Here is a 17,306-nt window from a genome sequence, read left to right on the forward strand (position 1 = left end):
GCGGTGCGCCCGCTATGCTTGGCGACCCGCATTTCCTGCATCACCGTGCACTGCCATGACTGTACGCACCATATTGAAAATGGGTGATCCGCGCCTGCTGCGCGTCGCCCAGCCCGTGACCGAATTCGACACCGACGAACTGCACCTGCTGCTCAGCGACCTGCTGGACACCATGCATGCCGCCAATGGCGCGGGGCTGGCCGCGCCGCAGATTGGCGTGGACCTGCAGATGGTGGTGTTCGGCTCCGGCCTGCCCAATCCGCGCTACCCCGATGCGCCCGTGGTGCCGCGCACCGTGCTCATCAACCCGGTCATCACGCCCATGGGCGAGGAAGAGCAACTGGACTGGGAAGGCTGCCTGTCCGTGCCCGGAATGCGCGGCATGGTGCCGCGCTGGAACCATATCCGCTACACGGGCTTCGACGTGTTTGGCGATGCCATCGACCGCACGGTGGATGGCTTTCATGCGCGTGTGGTCCAGCATGAGTGCGATCACCTTTGGGGAAAGCTCTATCCCATGCGCATGCGTGACTTCAGCCAGTTCGGTTTCACCGATGTGCTGTTCCCTGGCATCAGCGCGGCCGAGGACGACTGAGCGGGCGGGCGCTGCCCGTATTCAAGGATCTTCGGTCAGGTCTTTGTATACAAATCGGTAGACAATTTTTCCATGCTGGCGCCGTACATTGGCACTTCCCGCCAAGGCGGGGATTGTGTGCGTTCGCCCGCCAAGAGCTGCCAAGCAGCCACCGGGCTTCGCGATGCAGGATGCAGGAGAGCGCGGCCTATCGGGTCGGCGGCAAAAGGTGCGCGGGGGCGCGCCTGCCGCCATCCGGCTGCCGCGTACTTGTCCGGCGTTCTGTGAACAAGAGGACAAGGAGACAGCGATGGAAAAAAGTTCTGGCAATGCGCCGGCCCTGGGCGCAGACATCCGCCCGGAGGACGAGCAACTCGGCCTCACGGCCAACACCCTCTATGGTTTGCAGCATGTGCTGACCATGTACGGCGGCATCGTGGCCGTGCCCCTGGTCATGGCCAATGCGGCGGGCATGTCGGCGGCCGACACAGGTCTGCTGATCACGGCCTGCCTTTTCATGGGCGGGCTGGCCACGCTGCTGCAGACGCTGGGCATTCCGTTCTTCGGCTCGCGCCTGCCGCTGGTGCAGGGCGTGTCCTTCTCGGGCGTGGCCACCATGGTCAGCATCCTACATACGGGCGGCGGCATGCAGGGGGTGCTGGGCGCTGTGCTCTTTGCCTCGGTGTTCGGCCTGATCATTGCGCCCATCTTCTCCAAGCTCACGCGCTTTTTTCCTCCGCTGGTCAATGGCTGCGTGATCACCATCATCGGCCTGTCGCTGATGCCGGTGGCCGCCCACTGGGCCATGGGTGGCAATCCCCAGGCGGCCGACTACGGAAGCATGGGCAACATCGGCCTGGCCGGGCTGTCCCTGGTCATCGTGCTGGCGCTGAGCAAGCTGGGCAACGCCATGATCTCGCGCCTGTCCATCCTGCTGGCCATCGTCATCGGCACGGCGGTGGCGGCCATGATCGGCAAGTCCGACTTTTCCGAGGTGGGCAGCGGTGCGTGGTTCGCCGTGCCCATGCCGCTGCACTTCGGCTGGCCGACCTTCAGCCTGGCGGCGACGCTTTCCATGTCCATCGTGATCCTGGTGACCTTGGTGGAGACCTCGGCCGACATCCTGGCCGTGGGCGACATCGTGGGCACCCGCGTGGATTCGCGCCGCCTGGCCGACGGCCTGCGTGCCGACATGCTGTCCAGCGTGGTGGCCCCGTTCTTCGGTTCGTTCACGCAGAGCGCCTTTGCCCAGAACGTGGGCCTGGTCGCGGTCACGGGCATCAAGAGCCGCTATGTGGTGGCCTTCAGCGGGCTGATCCTGATCGCCTTCGGACTGCTGCCCATCATGGGGCGCATCGTGGCCTGCGTGCCGCCCTCGGTGCTGGGCGGCGCGGGCCTGGTGCTCTTTGGCACGGTGGCAGCCAGCGGCATCCGCACGCTGGCCAAGGTGGACTATCACAACAACATGAACCTGATCATCGTGGCGGCGTCCATCGGCATGGGCGTGCTGCCCATGGTCAAGCCGGACTTCTATCACCACTTCCCGGACTGGTTCGCCACCATGTTCCATTCGGGCATCAGCTCCACTGCGGTGACCGTGCTGCTGCTGAACCTGGTCTTCAATCACTTCAAGCAGGGCAACCCCGAAGAGCCATCGGTGTTCGGCGCCGGATCGGAGCGCGTGCTCAGCGAGGCTGTGCTGTCTGCCCTGGCCGATGGCGACCGGGTGGTCGACGGCAAGCTCTATGACCGCGAGGGCAAGCAAGTGGCCACGGTGTCGGCGCCTGCGTCCGCCATGCACTGATGGCTGCATCCCCGCCTGCCAGCGCATGAACCCGACGAGCCCGCCCTGCACAACAGGGCGGGCTTTTTTTGCGCAATCGGCTCAGACTGCCAGGGCCTGCAAAAGCTCGGTCTCTATGAGCAGCTGGCGCTGGTTGTTCTGCAGCTCCGCACCCTCGATGAGGAAGCTGTCCTCCACGCGCTCGCCCAGCGTGCTGACCTTGGCCAACTGCACGCTCAGGTGGTGCTGGGCCAGGATGCGCGCCACGGTGTAGAGCAGGCCGGCGCGGTCCGTGGCCGAGATGGACAGCAGCCAGTGCTGGGCCTTGTCGTCGGGTCGCAGCGTGACGCGCGGCGCGAAGGGGAAGCTCTTGACGCGGCGCGACAGGCGCCGGGGCGAGGGCTCGCGCAGCGGTCCGCCCTCCATCAAGGCGGCGACCAGGTCGTTCTCGACCATGTGCATGAGTTCGCGGTACTGCTCCTGCATGGCGGGCGCCACCACCTGGAAGGTGTCCAGCGCATAGCTGTTGTGGGCCGTGTGCACGCGCGCATCCAGGATGGAAAACGCTGCGCGGTCGAAGTAGCCGCAGATGCGCGCGAACAGATCGGGCTGGTCGGGTGCGTAGACCAGCACCTGCAGGCCCTCGCCCGCCAGTGAGCGGCGCGCACGCACCACGGGGCGGGTGGTGCCCACGTGGCGCGACAGGTGGCGTGTGTGCCAGGCGATGTCGGCGGCCTCATGGCGCATGAAGTAGTCCACGCCCAGCGTGTCCCAGAGCTTCTTGTGGGACTCGAAGGGCTGGGCCGTCAGCGCCAGCTGCACCAGAGCCTCGCGCCGGCGCGCCTCGATCTCGGCGGCCGCGTCGGGCGCGCGGCCACCCATTACGCGCAGGGTCAGGCGATAGGTGTCCTCCAGCAGCTTGCCCTTCCAGGCGCTCCACACCTTGGGGCTGGTGCCACGGATGTCGGCCACGGTGAGCAGGTACAGCGCCGTGAGGTTGCGTTCGTTGCCCACGCGCTCGGCAAAGGCCTGGATCACTTCGGGATCCGACAGATCCTGCTTTTGCGCGACCTGGCTCATGGTCAGGTGCTCGCGCACGAGGAACTCGATCAGCTCGGCGTCGGCGCGCGCAATGCCGTGGGCACGGCAAAAGCGCTTGGCCTCCACGGCGCCGATGATGGAGTGGTCGCCGCCGCGGCCCTTGCCGATGTCGTGGAACAGCGCGGCCACGTACAGCAGCCAGGGCTTGTCCCAGCCGCTGGCCAGCTGGGAGCAGAACGGGTACTCATGCGCATGCTCGGCCATGAAAAAGCGCCGCACATTGCGCAGCACCATGAGAATGTGCTGGTCCACCGTGTAGACGTGGAACAGGTCGTGCTGCATCTGGCCCACGATGCGCCGGAAGGGCCACAGGTAGCGCCCCAGCACCGAGGTCTGGTTCATCAGCCGCATGGCATGCGTGATGCCGCTGGGCTGCTGCAGGATCTTCATGAACGTGGCGCGGTTGACCGGGTCGCGCCGGAAGGCCGCATCCATCAGGTCACGCGCGCCGTACAGCGCGCGCAGCGTGCGTGCCGACAGGTCGGTGAGGCCCACATGGGTCTCGTACATCAGGAAGGTTTCGAGGATGGCATGCGGCTCGCGCTCGTACAGATCGTCGCTGGCCACTTCGATGGTGCCGGCCTTCTCGTAGAAGCGGGAGTTCAGCCGGATCCGCGGCGTGGGGCGTGGGTTCAGGCGCTCCTCGATGTTCAGGCGCAGGATCTGGCACAGCTGGGTCACGGCCTTGGCTGCCCAGTAGTAGTGGCGCATCAGCGTCTCGCTGGCGCGCATGGCCAGCTTGCGGCCCTCGGCCGAGGTGGAGCGGTAGCCAAAGGCCTCGGCCACGGCGGTCTGCTGGTCGAAGACCAGGCGGTCCTCGTGCCGGCCCGCCACGGCGTGCAGGCGCGCGCGTATCAGGCTGAGCATGGCCTCGTTGTCTTCGAGCTGCTGGCGCTCGAAATCGGTGATCAGTCCCTTTTCCGCCAGGGCCTGCCAGCTGTGGCCCAGGCCTGCGGCGCGGGCCAGCCAGATCATGGTGTGCAGATCGCGCAGGCCGCCGGGCGATTCCTTGCAGTTGGGCTCCAGCGAGTAGGGCGTGCTCTCGTACTTGTTGTGGCGCTGGCGCATTTCCAGCAGCTTGCCGGACAGAAAGGCGCGCGCATTCATCTGTGCCTGGTAGCGCTGCTGGAACTCGCCGAACAGCGGCTCGTTTCCGCAGATGCGGCGCGACTCCAGCAAGGCGGTCTGCACGGTGAGGTCACGCCCGGACTCTTGCAGGCATTCGGCCAGCGTGCGCACGCTGGAGCCGATCTCCAGGCCCGCGTCCCAGCAGCTGCCGATGAACTTTTCTATGCGCGAGGTCAGCTCCGGGGCTGCCGTGCCGGTGGCCGGCAGCAGCACCAGCACGTCGATGTCGGAGTAGGGAAACAGCTGGGCGCGGCCATAGCCTCCCACGGCGGCCAGGCAGGCCTCGGCAGGCATGCCGGCGCGGTGCCACAGCGCGCGCAGCAGCGTGTCGGCCAGATCGCTCAGGTGCTGCAGCACCAGGCGCACGCCGCGCCGGCCCATGGTGGGCGCCAGCAGCGAGCCTATCCAGCGTCCGCGATCGAGGGCGTACTGCGCGCGCAACTGCTCCAGCGAATCCGGGGCTGCGGGCGCAGAGTTGGAAGGAGTGTGGTCAGTGATCTGTTTCATGCGCGGCCAGGGCAGGGGAGGCGCCTGGAGCGGGTGCCCTGGGCGCAGTGCCATTTTGCCTGCGCATCACGCAAGAAACATGCCGAGCCTCAGCAGCTCGTGGCAGTCACGAAGGGCGGGAGCGCGGGCGAGCCGGCCGACAGGGTCATGACTTCGTAGCCCGTCTTGGTCACCACCAGGGTGTGTTCCCACTGGGCCGAGAGGCTGTGGTCCTTGGTCACGATGGTCCAGCCGTCCTTGCCCAGTTCCTTGATCTCGCGCCTGCCCAGGTTGAGCATGGGCTCGACGGTGAAGACCATGCCCTCTTCGAGAACGGTGCCCGTTCCGGGGCGGCCATAGTGCAGGATCTGGGGCTCTTCGTGGAACTTCTGGCCGATGCCGTGGCCGCAGAACTCGCGCACCACCGACAGGCCGTGGCCTTCGGCAAAGGTCTGGATGGCGTTGCCGATGTCGCCCAGCGTGGCGCCGGGCCTGACCTGCTGGATGCCCAGCCACATGGCGTCGAAGGTCAGCGCCGACAGGCGCTTGGCCGCGATGGAGCACTCGCCGATCAGGAACATGCGGCTGTTGTCGCCGTACCAGCCGTCCTTGGTGATGACCGTGACATCCACATTGACGATGTCGCCCTTCTTGAGCGGCTTGTCGTTGGGGATGCCGTGGCAGACCACATGGTTGACCGAGGTGCACAGGTGCCCGGGATAGGGCGGGTAGCCAGGCGGCTGGTAGCCGATGGTGGCGGAGACCGTGCCCTGCTGCGCCATGCATTCGGCGCCCAGCCGGTCGATCTCGGCCGTGGTGATGCCGGGCTTGATGTGGGGGGTGATGTAGTCCAGCACTTCCGAAGCCAGGCGGCATGCCACGCGCATGGCTGCGATGTCTTCGGCGCTCTTGATGGTGATGCTCATGCCCGCAATTATCCCATTGCGCCTTTGGACGTGCAGGGGTAAGGGGCGGCTGTCGCCACCGGGACGGCGCAGCCCGGTAAAATGGCGGCCTCACCGATTCAGCGCCTTGCGGCCTGCCCCCAGCCGGGCGGGGCCGCAGGGCGCTTTTCACAAGCCTCCTCACCCAACAGGCCGCCACGTGACCTTGCATCTGACACAGTTCGAGGGTGGAAACGCTCTCAGCTCGTTCCGCGCCCAGCAGCTTCTGACCGACCTGGTCGCCATCCATCCCAAAATCACCGGCATTGCCGCGCGCTTCGTGCACCTGGTGGCCACGGACGCCGCACCCACGCCCGCATTGCAAGAGCGCCTCCAGGCGCTCTTGACCTATGGAGATCCCTACGAAGGCCCGCAAGGCCCGGCCGATGGCACCGCCCTGGTGGTCACCCCGCGCCTGGGCACGATCTCGCCCTGGGCCTCCAAGGCCACCGATATCGCGCGCAACTGCGGCCTTGAAGTCTTCCGCGTCGAGCGCATCACCGAGTACCGCGTGGTCCTCAAGAGCGGCCTGCTCGGTGGCAAGCCCGAGCTGTCGGCCGAGCAGACCGCGCAGATCGCGGCCCTGCTGCACGACCGCATGACCGAATCGGTCTTCGCCACGCGCGCCGAGGCCGAGCAGCTGTTCTCCGCCCTGGAAGCCGCTCCCATGGAGTTCGTCGATGTGCTGGGCGGCGGCCGCGCGGCGCTGGAGACTGCCAACCGCCAATGGGGCCTGGCCCTGGCCGACGACGAGATCGACTACCTGGTCGACGCCTTCAAGGGCCTGCAGCGCAATCCCACGGACGTGGAGCTGATGATGTTCGCGCAGGCCAACAGCGAGCACTGCCGCCACAAGATCTTCAACGCCCAGTTCACCATTGACGGCGTGGCCCAGGACAAGAGCCTGTTCGGCATGATCCGCAACACGCACCAGGTCTCGCCCCAGCACACGGTGGTGGCCTACTCGGACAACGCCTCCATCATGGAAGGCCATGAGGTCGAGCGCTTCGTCGCCACCTTCGAGGCGGCCCTGGACAAGATCAAGGCGCCCAGCTACCAGAAGAAGAAGGCCGTCAACCACGTCCTCATGAAGGTGGAGACGCACAACCACCCCACGGCCATCTCCCCCTTCCCCGGCGCATCGACTGGCGCGGGCGGCGAGATTCGCGACGAGGGCGCCACGGGCCGCGGCTCCAAGCCCAAGGCCGGCCTGTCGGGCTTCACGGTCTCCAAGCTGTGGGGCAGCGAAGTGGGCAAGCCCGAGCACATCGCCAGCCCGCTGCAGATCATGATCGAGGGCCCGCTCGGTGGCGCGGCCTTCAACAACGAGTTCGGCCGTCCCAACCTGACCGGCTATTTCCGCGAGTACGAGCAGCAGGTCGGCGTGGGTGCCGATGCCGTGATGCGCGGCTACCACAAGCCCATCATGATCGCGGGCGGCCTGGGCGTGATCGACTCCGAGCTGACGCGCAAGATCGAGTTCCCCGCCGGCACCCTGCTGATCCAGCTGGGCGGCCCCGGCATGCGCATCGGCATGGGCGGCGGCGCTGCCAGCTCCATGGCCAGCGGCACGAACGCGGCCGAGCTGGACTTCGACTCCGTGCAGCGCGGCAACCCCGAGATCGAGCGCCGCGCCCAGGAAGTCATCAACCACTGCTGGGCCCAGGGTGACAAGAACCCCATCCTGGCCATCCACGACGTGGGTGCCGGCGGCCTGTCCAATGCCTTCCCCGAGCTGACCAACGATGCGGGCCGTGGCGCGCGCTTCGACCTGCGCGCCGTCAACCTGGAGGAATCCGGCCTGGCGCCCAAGGAAATCTGGTCCAACGAAAGCCAGGAGCGCTATGTGCTGGCCATCGCGCCCGAATCGCTGGCCGAATTCACGGCCTTCTGCGAGCGCGAGCGCTGTCCGTTTGCCGTGATCGGCACGGCCACCGAGGAGCGCCAGCTGGTGCTGGAGGACACGGCCGTGGCCTCGGGCGACCAGAAGTTCCCCGTGGACATGCCCATGAACGTGCTGCTGGGCAAGCCGCCCAAGATGCACCGCGACGTGGCCACCGTGCAGCGGGAGCTGCCCCCCATGGACCTGACCGGCGTGCCCCTGGAAAAGGCCGTGATCGACGTGCTGGCCCACCCCACCGTGGCCTCCAAGCGCTTCCTGATCACCATCGGCGACCGCGCCGTGGGTGGCCTGACCCACCGCGACCAGATGGTCGGCCCCTGGCAGGTGCCCGTGGCCGACGTGGCCGTCACGCTGGCCGATTTCCAGGGCTTCAAGGGCGAGGCCATGGCCATGGGCGAGCGCACGCCGCTGGCGGCTATCAACGCGCCGGCGTCGGGCCGCATGGCCGTGGCCGAGGCCATCACCAACATGCTGGCCGCGCCCATCGAACTGTCCAGGGTCAAGATGTCGGCCAACTGGATGGCGGCCTGCGGGGAGCCCGGCGAAGACGCGGCGCTCTACGCCACCGTCAAGGCCGTGGGCATGGAGCTGTGCCCGCAGCTGGACATCTCGATTCCCGTGGGCAAGGACAGCCTGTCCATGCGCACCCAGTGGAACGAGGGCGGCCAGGTCAAGAAGGTGACCTCGCCGGTCAGCCTGATCATCACGGGCTTTGCCTCCATCGACGATGTGCGCGGCACGCTCACGCCCCAGCTGGACGCCTCGGAAGACGACAGCACCCTGGTGCTGGTGGACCTGGGCCGCGGCAAGATGCGCATGGGCGGCTCCATCCTGGGCCAGGTGCTGGGCCAGACCGGCAACGAGACGCCCGACCTCGATGACGCCAAGGACCTGATTGCCCTGGTCGATGCCGTCAACGACCTGCGCGCCAAGGGCCAGATCCTGGCCTACCACGACAAGGGCGACGGCGGCCTGCTGGCCACCGTGGCCGAGATGGCCTTTGCCGGCCATGTGGGCGTGGCCATCAACGTGGACATGCTGGTCACCGAAGGCGACGGCATCAGCGACAGCCGCATGGACTCGGGCGAAGGCAAGAACTGGGCCTCCCAGATCAGCGGCCGCCGCGACGATATGACGCTGCGCGCGCTGTTCAACGAAGAGCTGGGCGCCGTGCTGCAGATCCGCACGGCCGACCGCGCCGCCGTGCTGCAGACCCTGCGCGAGCATGGCCTGTCCACCTGCAGCCACATCATCGGCAAGACGCGTCCTGCCTCCTCCAAGGTCGATGCGGGCAAGGGCGAGCTGCAGGTCTGGCGCGATGCCAAGTCCGTCTTCGGCGCCTCGCTCAGCGACCTGCATCAGGTCTGGGATGCCGTCAGCTGGAAGATTGCCCAGCAGCGCGACAACCCGGCCTGCGCCGACAGCGAGCACGCCGCAGCCGGCGAGCCTGCCGACCCGGGCATGCACCTGCACCTGACGTTCGACCCGGCCGAGAACCCGGCCGCACCCTTCCTGAACCTGGGCGCGCGGCCCCGCGTGGCTGTGCTGCGCGAGCAGGGCGTGAACTCCCATGTGGAAATGGCCTACGCCTTCACCGAGGCCGGCTTCGACGCCGTGGACGTGCACATGACCGACCTGCAAAGCGGCCGCGCGCAGCTGCAGGACTTCGCCGGCGTGGTGGCCTGCGGCGGCTTCAGCTACGGCGACACGCTGGGCGCCGGCATCGGCTGGGCGCGCTCCATCACCTTCAACGACAGCCTGTCCGCGCAGTTCCAGCAGTTCTTCGGCCGCAGCGACACCTTCGGCCTGGGCGTGTGCAATGGCTGCCAGATGTTTGCCGAACTGGCCGATATCATTCCCGGCGCCCAGGACTGGCCGCGTTTCACGCAGAACCAGAGCAACCGCTTCGAGGCGCGCCTGTCCATGGTGGAAGTGCTGGAGTCGCCCAGCCTGTTCCTGCAGGGCATGGCCGGCAGCCGCCTGCCCATCGCCGTGGCCCACGGCGAAGGCTTTGCCAACTTCCGCTTCCGCGGCAATGCGGACAAGGCCATCGCCTCCATGCGCTATGTGGACAACCACGGCAAGGCCACCGAGCAGTACCCGTTCAATCCCAACGGATCGGCCGGCGGCCTGACGGCAGTGACCACGGCCGATGGCCGCTTCACGGCCATGATGCCCCACCCCGAGCGCGTGTTCCGCAACGTGCAGATGAGCTGGACCAACGGCGACAAGTCGGAATTCAGCCCCTGGATGCGCGTGTGGCGCAACGCCCGCAAGTGGCTGGGCTGATGCACTGAGCGACGCTGCAAAGCAGACAAAGGCCCTTCGGGGCCTTTGTTTTTTTGCGCCTGTACTTACTGCTCCAGCATCTGTCCCGTGCGCGCGCGGGCCTGCTGGACCAGGGTGGAGATCAGCACCGTCTCGGGGAGGTTGTGCCAGTAGCGGCGCGGCATCTCGCGCAGCATGGCCTGCTCCTTCAGGCGCGCGGGGTTGAAGGTGCTGGCGTAGTAGGTCAGCCACAGGGCCTCGCCCGCGTCGGCTGGCGGGGCATCGCTGCGGCGTGCGCCGGGCGCCAGGCGCAGCGCATGGCCGTCCCAGTGCACGCTGCACTGCGGCGTGAGGATGGCCCAGTGCATGTTGGCAAAGCGCTTGCAGAAGAAGGGTGCCGCCGCGCGCACGATGTGGTGCTCGGGCTCGAACCAGGCGATGTGCAGCTCGGGCAGGTCCGGTCGCTGTGTCGTCCGAAAGCGCACGAAGGCGTGCATCTTGTGGATCTCGCGCGAGACGGGGCGGGCCAGGGCCTCGATGGCGCGCCAGTCCGCATCCAGCGCATCCAGCCGCAGTTCGGGCCGGGCCTGCATGCGCGCCAGCCAGCGGTGGCACAGCTCGAAGCGGCCTGCCGCGCGGTGCATGCAGGCATGGCGCAGGGCGGACATCTGGGTGTCCGACAGGGACAGCCCTGCCTCGCCGGGGCCGGCCAGCCCGGCAAGCGCCGAGGCGGGCATGGCCTGCTGCGGCGCGCTGGAAAACAGGTCCACCCCCGCGCCGAGTGGCTGCGCACTCGGCGTGTCGGGCCACCGCCAGCGCACCAGGGCGGGGTCGGCGCCATGGGCCAGCAGCGCCCTGCAGGCTGCGCGAAAGCCGGGCCAGTCGTCGGGGCTGTCGAGTTCGATGGTGAGGGCCTGTCCGTGCATGGCGTGCTCCAGGTTCTAGAACAGGCTGGCCTGCAGTGCGCTTTGCACGCGCATGCCGCTGTGCCGCGCCTGGGCCTGGCTGGCCTGCGACTGCGCGATCAGCCGCGTGCGCAGCGCGGCCGAGTCGGTCTCGCCCAGCAGGGGGCGGTGGCCGTCGATCAGCACGAAGGGCAGGGCCTTTTGCACGGGGGCGCGCAGCCGCAGCAGGTCGTCCAGCCGCAGCCGGCGCACGCGGCGCGCCGCCAGCAGGCGCTCCACCGTCTGCGTGCCCAGGCCCGGCACGCGCAGCAGCAGGCTGCGCGGCGCACGGTTGAGGTCCACGGGGAACTGCTGGCGGTTGGCCAGTGCCCAGGCCAGCTTGGGGTCGATCTCCAGGTCCAGCATGCCGTGGCGGCTGGCCGCCGCGATCTCGCCCGCCCCGTAGCCGTAAAAGCGCATGAGCCAGTCGGCCTGGTAGAGCCGGTGCTCGCGCATGAGGGGCGGCGCCTGCGGCGGCAGGTCGCGCGAGGCATCGGGAATGGGGCTGAAGGCCGAGTAGTACACGCGGCGCAGGCCGTAGCCCGCATACAGCGTATGGCTGGATTCGAGGATGTCGGCATCGGTTGCGCGGTCGGCGCCCACGATCATCTGCGTGCTCTGCCCGCCCGGCGCGAAGCGCGGCACGGCGGCGCGCTGCGCGGGCGCGCCGGGCAGGGACTGCGCCTGGCGCTGCTCGCGCGTGGCCGCGCGCCAGGCCTGCACATGCCGGTCCACGCCCTGCATGGCCTGGCGTATGCGCCGGCCGTCCTTTTCAGGCGCGAACTGCGCCAGGCCGCTGGCCGTGGGCAGTTCCACATTGATGCTCAGGCGGTCGGCATGGCGGCCTGCCTGGGCCAGCAATTCAGGGGCGGCATCCGGGATGGTCTTGAGGTGGATGTAGCCGCGAAAGTCATGCTCCTCGCGCAGGCGGCGGGCCACTTCCACCAGCTGCTCCATGGTGTAGTCGCTGGAGCGGATGATGCCGCTGGACAGGAACAGCCCCTCGATGCAGTTGCGCCGGTAGAAGTCCAGCGTCAGCTGCACCACCTCGGCCACCGTGAAGCGGGCGCGCTGCACGTTGGAGCTCTTGCGGTTGATGCAGTAGCGGCAGTCGAAGATGCAGACATTGGTCAGCAGGATCTTGAGCAGCGAGATGCAGCGCCCGTCGGGCGCATAGCTGTGGCAGATGCCCATGCCGGTGACCGAGCCCATGCCCTTGCCGTCCAGCGAGTCGCGCCCCTGCGATCCGCTGGAGGCACAACTGGCGTCGTACTTGGCGGCGTCGGCGAGGATGAAAAGTTTGCGTTGCAGCTCCATGGCTGTATGAATATACAGTATATTTGCCTGGCACATCCGGTTTTTCGAGAGCCCATCCCCCAGCCAGGGTCTGGTCCGGCCTTGCCTGGCTCCGGTTTGAACGCACTGTCGGGCTATCGCAATGGCCAGCGGATTGCAATGGTTGCCAGTGCAATGGAATGAAACCGTTTTCAGTGCGGAATGAGTGCTTGCTTTCAATGGGTGGCGATGTGCATCGCAGGAAATGGTGAATGCGTGTTTCCTGCGTCTTTTTGCAATGTCTGAAGGCTGGTACGGCTTGGTGTCATCAATGCATGCGCTGATATAGCGCAGCTGGCTGCGCGCCATGGGGTTCCCGGTTCATGGGAGAGAGGTTTGACGTTGTTGTGATTTGTTTCAAATTGCCGATAACTATTGCTGATAGGCTTTCGGGCTTGCCGGGCGCGGTCGTTTCTTCATTCAATGCGCCTGGCGATGACAAACACTTGGAGAGGGAGCTTCGGTGTCGCGTGTATTAGGAACAGAGAGCGAAGTGCTGGCGCTATCGCCGGACGCTTCCTCCAGCAAGGCCGCCAAGGGGCTGCAATCGCCCGCCAAATGGCCCACCATGGGTGCCAACGATGTGGCGGTGTGGGGCGAGTGCCAGGGCAGCGGCAGCAAGCCCTACCAGACCCAGGTGGACCTGTCGGGACCTTCCTTCAAATGCTCTTGCCCCAGCCGCAAGTTCCCCTGCAAGCATGGGCTGGCGCTGATGCTGATGCGTGCGGGCGGCCAGGTCACCGAGGGCGGCGATCCACCGGCCTGGGTGCAGACCTGGCTGGACAGCCGCCAGGAAAAGGCCGAGAAGAAGGAGGCCAAGGCAGCCGCCGCGGCGGCCGAGCCGCCACCCGATCCCGAGGTTGCGGCCAGGCAGCAGGCCAGGCGCGAAGACAAGCGCTGGGACAAGGTCGAGGCGGGCCTGCAGGAACTGTCGCTGTGGATGCAGGACATGGTGCGCGCGGGCCTGGCCAACCAGGCCGGCGACTCCCAGATGCGCCAGCGCTGGAACACCATGGCCGCGCGCATGGTCGATGCGCAGGCCACGGGCATGGCGGCACGCATCAAGGACTGCCGGGATCTGGTGGACAGCCACCGCGACTGGCCGCGCGACATGCTGGTGCAGCTGGGCCACTGGCAGCTGATCATCGACGCCGTGCGCCGCCGCGAATCGCTGAGCCCCGAGGTCAAGGCCGACGTGATGGCCGCGCTGGGCTGGCCCATGGACAAGGCCGAAGTGCAGGCCCGCGGCCAACTGGTCGAGGACGAATGGCTGGTGGCCGGCCTGCGCATGATCGAGCGCGAAGGCCGGCTCATGGAGCGCCGCGTCTGGCTGCACGGGCAGCGCACGGGCCGCATGGCCCTGGTGCTGGACTATGCGCAGGGCGGGCGCGGCTTCGAATCGGCCTGGGTGCCTGGCCATCGCTACGGTTGCGCGCTGAATTTCTACCCGGGCCATGCGCCGCTGCGCGCCATTGCCGCCAACGGCAACGGGCCTGCGCTGCCTGCCGAGGGCGCCAGCCCGCTGGACACCTCGGCCGTGGGCGACGTCCTGCAGCAGATGGGCCGGCGCATTGCCGCCAACCCGCTGCAGGCCACGCAGCCGCTGTGCCAGGACGGGTTGCGTTTGGTGCCTGCCCAGGGCCAATGGTTTGCGGCCTGGCCCGATGCGCCGGGCGCATCGGCGGCTGCGCCCGGCGTGTCTGCTGACGGCACTGCCGCGTCTGTGCAACCCGTTCCCGTGGCCATTGACGATTCCGAAGCCTGGCGCCTGCTGGCGCTCAGCGGCGGCGCGCCCATGCAGCTGTTTGGCGAATGGGAGCCCGGCCCGGCCGTGGGCCGCTGGCGCCTGCTGAGCGCCTGGCAGGCCCGCGAGGGCGAAAGCGCCCGGCAATGTATCTGGCAGAACCAGGGTGAACCGGTATGAGCAACACACAACTTTGGACTGCGCTGCAGCAATCGGCCATGGTCGGCTCGGACCGGCTGGCCGTGCCGCCTGCGCTGGCTTCGGGCGTTGATCCGTCTGCCCCGTGGTCGCAGCAGGCCGTGCAGGCCGCGCTGCTGCCCCGGGCGGACCTGCCCGGCGACTCGCCCGCCCAGCAACTGCTGCGCGCCAGCGCCGTGGCGGCCGTGTTCGAGCGCGCAGGCTGGCAGCCCGGCGCGCAGGTGCGCCTGCCGGCACCGCTGGCCGTGCCGGCCGCGGCACCTGCAGAATCGCGCCCCGCGCCTGCCGATGCTCGCCTGCAGACCCTGATGGGTGACGTGCTCAAGGACGGGCCGTTCGAGCTGCAGGCCTCCATGCTGCGCACCCTGGACCAGGCGGGCCAGCGCCTGCCCCATGACCTGCTGGTGCCTGCGCTGGAGCAGGGCCGCCAGTCCGTGGAGCTGCGCCAGTGGCTGGCCCCGGTGCTGGGCGAGCGCGGGCGCTGGCTGGGCGCGCTCAATCCGCAATGGAGCTATGCCAGCGGCGTGGAGGAAACCGCCGACCCCGAACTGGTCTGGCAGGAGGGCTCGGTCGAGCAGCGCGTGGCCCTGCTGCGCAGCGAGCGCGCGGCCGATGCCGCCCAGGCCCGTGCGCGGCTGGAAGGCAGCCTGAAGGAGCTGGGCGCCAAGGAGCGCCTGCCCATGGTCCAGGCACTGACCGTGGGGCTGGGCATGGACGACGAGCCGCTGCTCGAAAAACTGCTGTCCGACCGCAGCAAGGAAATCCGCGAGAACGCCGCGCAAATGCTCTCGTGCCTGCCGGACAGCGCGCACAGCCAGCGCGTCATGGGCTGGATGCAGTCCATGCTGCAGCAGGACGACAAGGGCCAGTGGATCGTGGAGCCTCCCGAGGAAGGCCTCAAGGAATGGGAGCGCGACGGCATCACGCTCAAGCCCGATGCCTACTTCCGTGGCGGCAAGAAGGCCTGGCTGCTGGAGCAGATGGTGCAGCTCACCCCGGTGTCCTTCTGGACCCGGGCCCTGGGCCTGACGCCCCTGGAAGTGATGGAGTGGAGCCGGCGCAGCGACTGGAAATCCTCGCTGCGCCAGGGCTGGGTGCGGGCCCTGCAGTACCAGCTGGACGTGGAATGGATCGATGCCGCCCAGGCCCTGGGCCGCGACATGCGCCACGATGCGCTGCTGCCCGCCCTCATGGCCCGGCTGTCCCCCGAAGAACGCGAGTCCCGCTGGATTGCACAGTTCGAGCGCGACAGGCACAAGCTCATCGACGCCATCGAGGGCATGTCCCAGTCGCTGGGCGGTGCCGAACTGCTCTCGCCCGCGCTGTCGGCGCGGCTGACCGAGGCACTGCATGTGGCCGTGGGCGGCAAGCAGATCACGGGCAACTGGCACAGCTACCGCGCCGACCAGGCCCTGCTGTCCTGCGCGCGCATGCTGGACGTGACCGCGCTGGAGCGCTTTGCCGAGCTGTGGCGCAAGCCCTTGGTGCTGGATGCACAGGTCGAGCCCGCGCCGGAGCCCCCGGCCGAGCCTGTTGCAGAGACCGCAGCCGCTTCGGCATCTGCAGCAACAGCCGCCCCGGCCATTCCCCTCACGCCCCAGCAGCAGGCGCGCCTCGAACGCAGCCGCGCGCGGCCCTGGGACGAGGAGCGCATGCGCGGCCACCTGGAGCGCATCGTCGAGCTGCGCCTGGGCCTGCACCAGGCCTTCATCGCACTGCGCGGCCAGGCCTGAGGCCGGGCCCGCTTTGCCACCCACCCCCTACCGAATCCCATTCCCATCCCTTTCCGGAAGCACACCATGAGCCAAGTCCTGCGCCAGCATGCCGAACAGCAATTCGCCGAAGAACTCGAAGCCCTGCGCAAGGTGGACGACCGTCCGCGTCCGCCCAACTGGAAGCTGTCGCCCTGGGCCGTGCTCCAGTACCTCATGGGCGGCAAGCTCGGCAACGGCTTCGAGGTCAGCCCCAAGTACATCGGCAATCCGCGCCTGATGGAAATCGCCGTCTCCACCCTGGCCACCGACCGCGCCCTGCTGCTGTACGGCGTGCCGGGCACGGCCAAGTCCTGGGTGTCCGAGCACCTGTCGGCCGCCGTCAGCGGCGACTCCACCATGCTGGTGCAGGGCACGGCCGGCACCAGCGAGGAGCAGCTGCGCTACGGCTGGAACTACGCGCAGCTGCTGGCCCATGGCCCGTCCGAGAAGGCGCTGATTCCCAGCCCCCTGGTCAACGCCATGAAGCTGGGCAAGATCGCCCGCATCGAAGAGCTGACCCGCATCCCGGCCGACGTGCAGGACACGCTGATCACCGTGCTGTCCGAAAAGACACTGCCCGTGCCCGAGCTGGGCACCGAGGTGCAGGCCGTGCAGGGCTTCTCGGTCATCGCCACGGCCAACAACCGCGACAAGGGCGTGAACGAGCTGTCCAGCGCGCTCAAGCGCCGCTTCAACACCGTGGTCCTGCCCGTGCCGGCATCGCAGGACGAGGAAGTGCAGATCGTCACCAAGCGCGTGGCCGAGCAGGGCCGCGCCCTGGCCCTGCCCGCCGAGCCGCCGGCCCTGCAGGAAGTGCGCCGCGTGGTGCAGATCTTCCGTGAGCTGCGCAACGGCCAGACCGAGGACGGCAAGACCGTGCGCGTGAAGTCGCCCAGCAGCACGCTGTCCACGGCCGAGGCCATCTCGGTCATCAACAGCGGCATGGCGCTGGCCGGGCATTTCGGCGACGGCGTGCTGCGCGCGGGCGATGTGGCCTCGGGCCTGCTGGGCGCCGTGATCAAGGACCCGGTGCAGGACAGCGTGGTCTGGAAGGAATACCTGGAGACCGTGGTCAAGGAGCGCAGCGACTGGAAGGACCTGTACCGCGCCTGCCGCGAGCAGCTCTGAAGCCCGCACTCCCGCT

The 17,306-nt window shown here is 68.0% G+C and carries 10 protein-coding genes; 6 read left to right on the top strand and 4 right to left on the bottom strand.

Annotated features, from left to right (window positions below; translation table 11 throughout):
* Window positions 1-55: 55 nt before the first annotated feature.
* Window positions 56-595, top strand: a complete 540-nt coding sequence (gene def / locus ACF8O7_RS25255) for a peptide deformylase (protein ID WP_126312140.1) — start codon at window positions 56-58, stop codon at window positions 593-595.
* A 289-nt stretch (window positions 596-884) separates the two neighbouring features.
* Complete coding sequence (locus ACF8O7_RS25260; protein WP_016450767.1) at window positions 885-2,378, top strand: nucleobase:cation symporter-2 family protein; 1,494 nt, start codon at window positions 885-887, stop codon at window positions 2,376-2,378.
* 81 nt (window positions 2,379-2,459) lie between these two features.
* Here the strand turns inward: ACF8O7_RS25260 and ACF8O7_RS25265 are convergent, their stop codons facing one another.
* On the bottom strand, window positions 2,460-5,093 hold the full coding sequence (locus ACF8O7_RS25265; RefSeq protein WP_193615978.1) for a [protein-PII] uridylyltransferase: 2,634 nt from the start codon (window positions 5,091-5,093) through the stop codon (window positions 2,460-2,462).
* 89 nt (window positions 5,094-5,182) lie between these two features.
* Entirely contained in the window at window positions 5,183-5,998 is an 816-nt protein-coding gene (map, locus tag ACF8O7_RS25270; protein ID WP_016450769.1) for a type I methionyl aminopeptidase, read from the bottom strand.
* A 178-nt stretch (window positions 5,999-6,176) separates the two neighbouring features.
* On the opposite strand from map, the gene purL reads away from it, so the two are divergent.
* Entirely contained in the window at window positions 6,177-10,208 is a 4,032-nt protein-coding gene (gene purL, locus ACF8O7_RS25275) for a phosphoribosylformylglycinamidine synthase (RefSeq protein ID WP_280047706.1), read from the top strand.
* A 65-nt stretch (window positions 10,209-10,273) separates the two neighbouring features.
* On the opposite strand, the gene ACF8O7_RS25280 is transcribed toward purL, so the two are convergent.
* Window positions 10,274-11,113 (bottom strand): TIGR03915 family putative DNA repair protein, encoded by an 840-nt coding sequence (locus tag ACF8O7_RS25280; RefSeq protein ID WP_046986777.1) that lies wholly within the window; start codon window positions 11,111-11,113, stop codon window positions 10,274-10,276.
* A gap of 15 nt (window positions 11,114-11,128) precedes the next feature.
* Complete coding sequence (locus tag ACF8O7_RS25285; protein ID WP_016450772.1) at window positions 11,129-12,448, bottom strand: putative DNA modification/repair radical SAM protein; 1,320 nt, start codon at window positions 12,446-12,448, stop codon at window positions 11,129-11,131.
* A 481-nt stretch (window positions 12,449-12,929) separates the two neighbouring features.
* On the opposite strand from ACF8O7_RS25285, the gene ACF8O7_RS25290 reads away from it, so the two are divergent.
* From ACF8O7_RS25290 to ACF8O7_RS25300, 3 genes are all read left to right on the top strand, one after another.
* On the top strand, window positions 12,930-14,390 hold the full coding sequence (locus ACF8O7_RS25290) for an SWIM zinc finger family protein (RefSeq protein ID WP_126312137.1): 1,461 nt from the start codon (window positions 12,930-12,932) through the stop codon (window positions 14,388-14,390).
* Entirely contained in the window at window positions 14,387-16,141 is a 1,755-nt protein-coding gene (locus tag ACF8O7_RS25295; protein WP_392444561.1) for a DUF5691 domain-containing protein, read from the top strand. The genes ACF8O7_RS25290 and ACF8O7_RS25295 overlap by 4 nt, the downstream gene beginning before the upstream one ends.
* Before the next feature lie 66 nt (window positions 16,142-16,207).
* Complete coding sequence (locus ACF8O7_RS25300) at window positions 16,208-17,290, top strand: AAA family ATPase (RefSeq protein ID WP_016449186.1); 1,083 nt, start codon at window positions 16,208-16,210, stop codon at window positions 17,288-17,290.
* Window positions 17,291-17,306: the final 16 nt, after the last annotated feature.

The organism is Delftia sp. WSY_16 (assembly GCF_043104415.1).
GTDB lineage: Bacteria > Pseudomonadota > Gammaproteobacteria > Burkholderiales > Burkholderiaceae_C > Comamonas > Comamonas tsuruhatensis.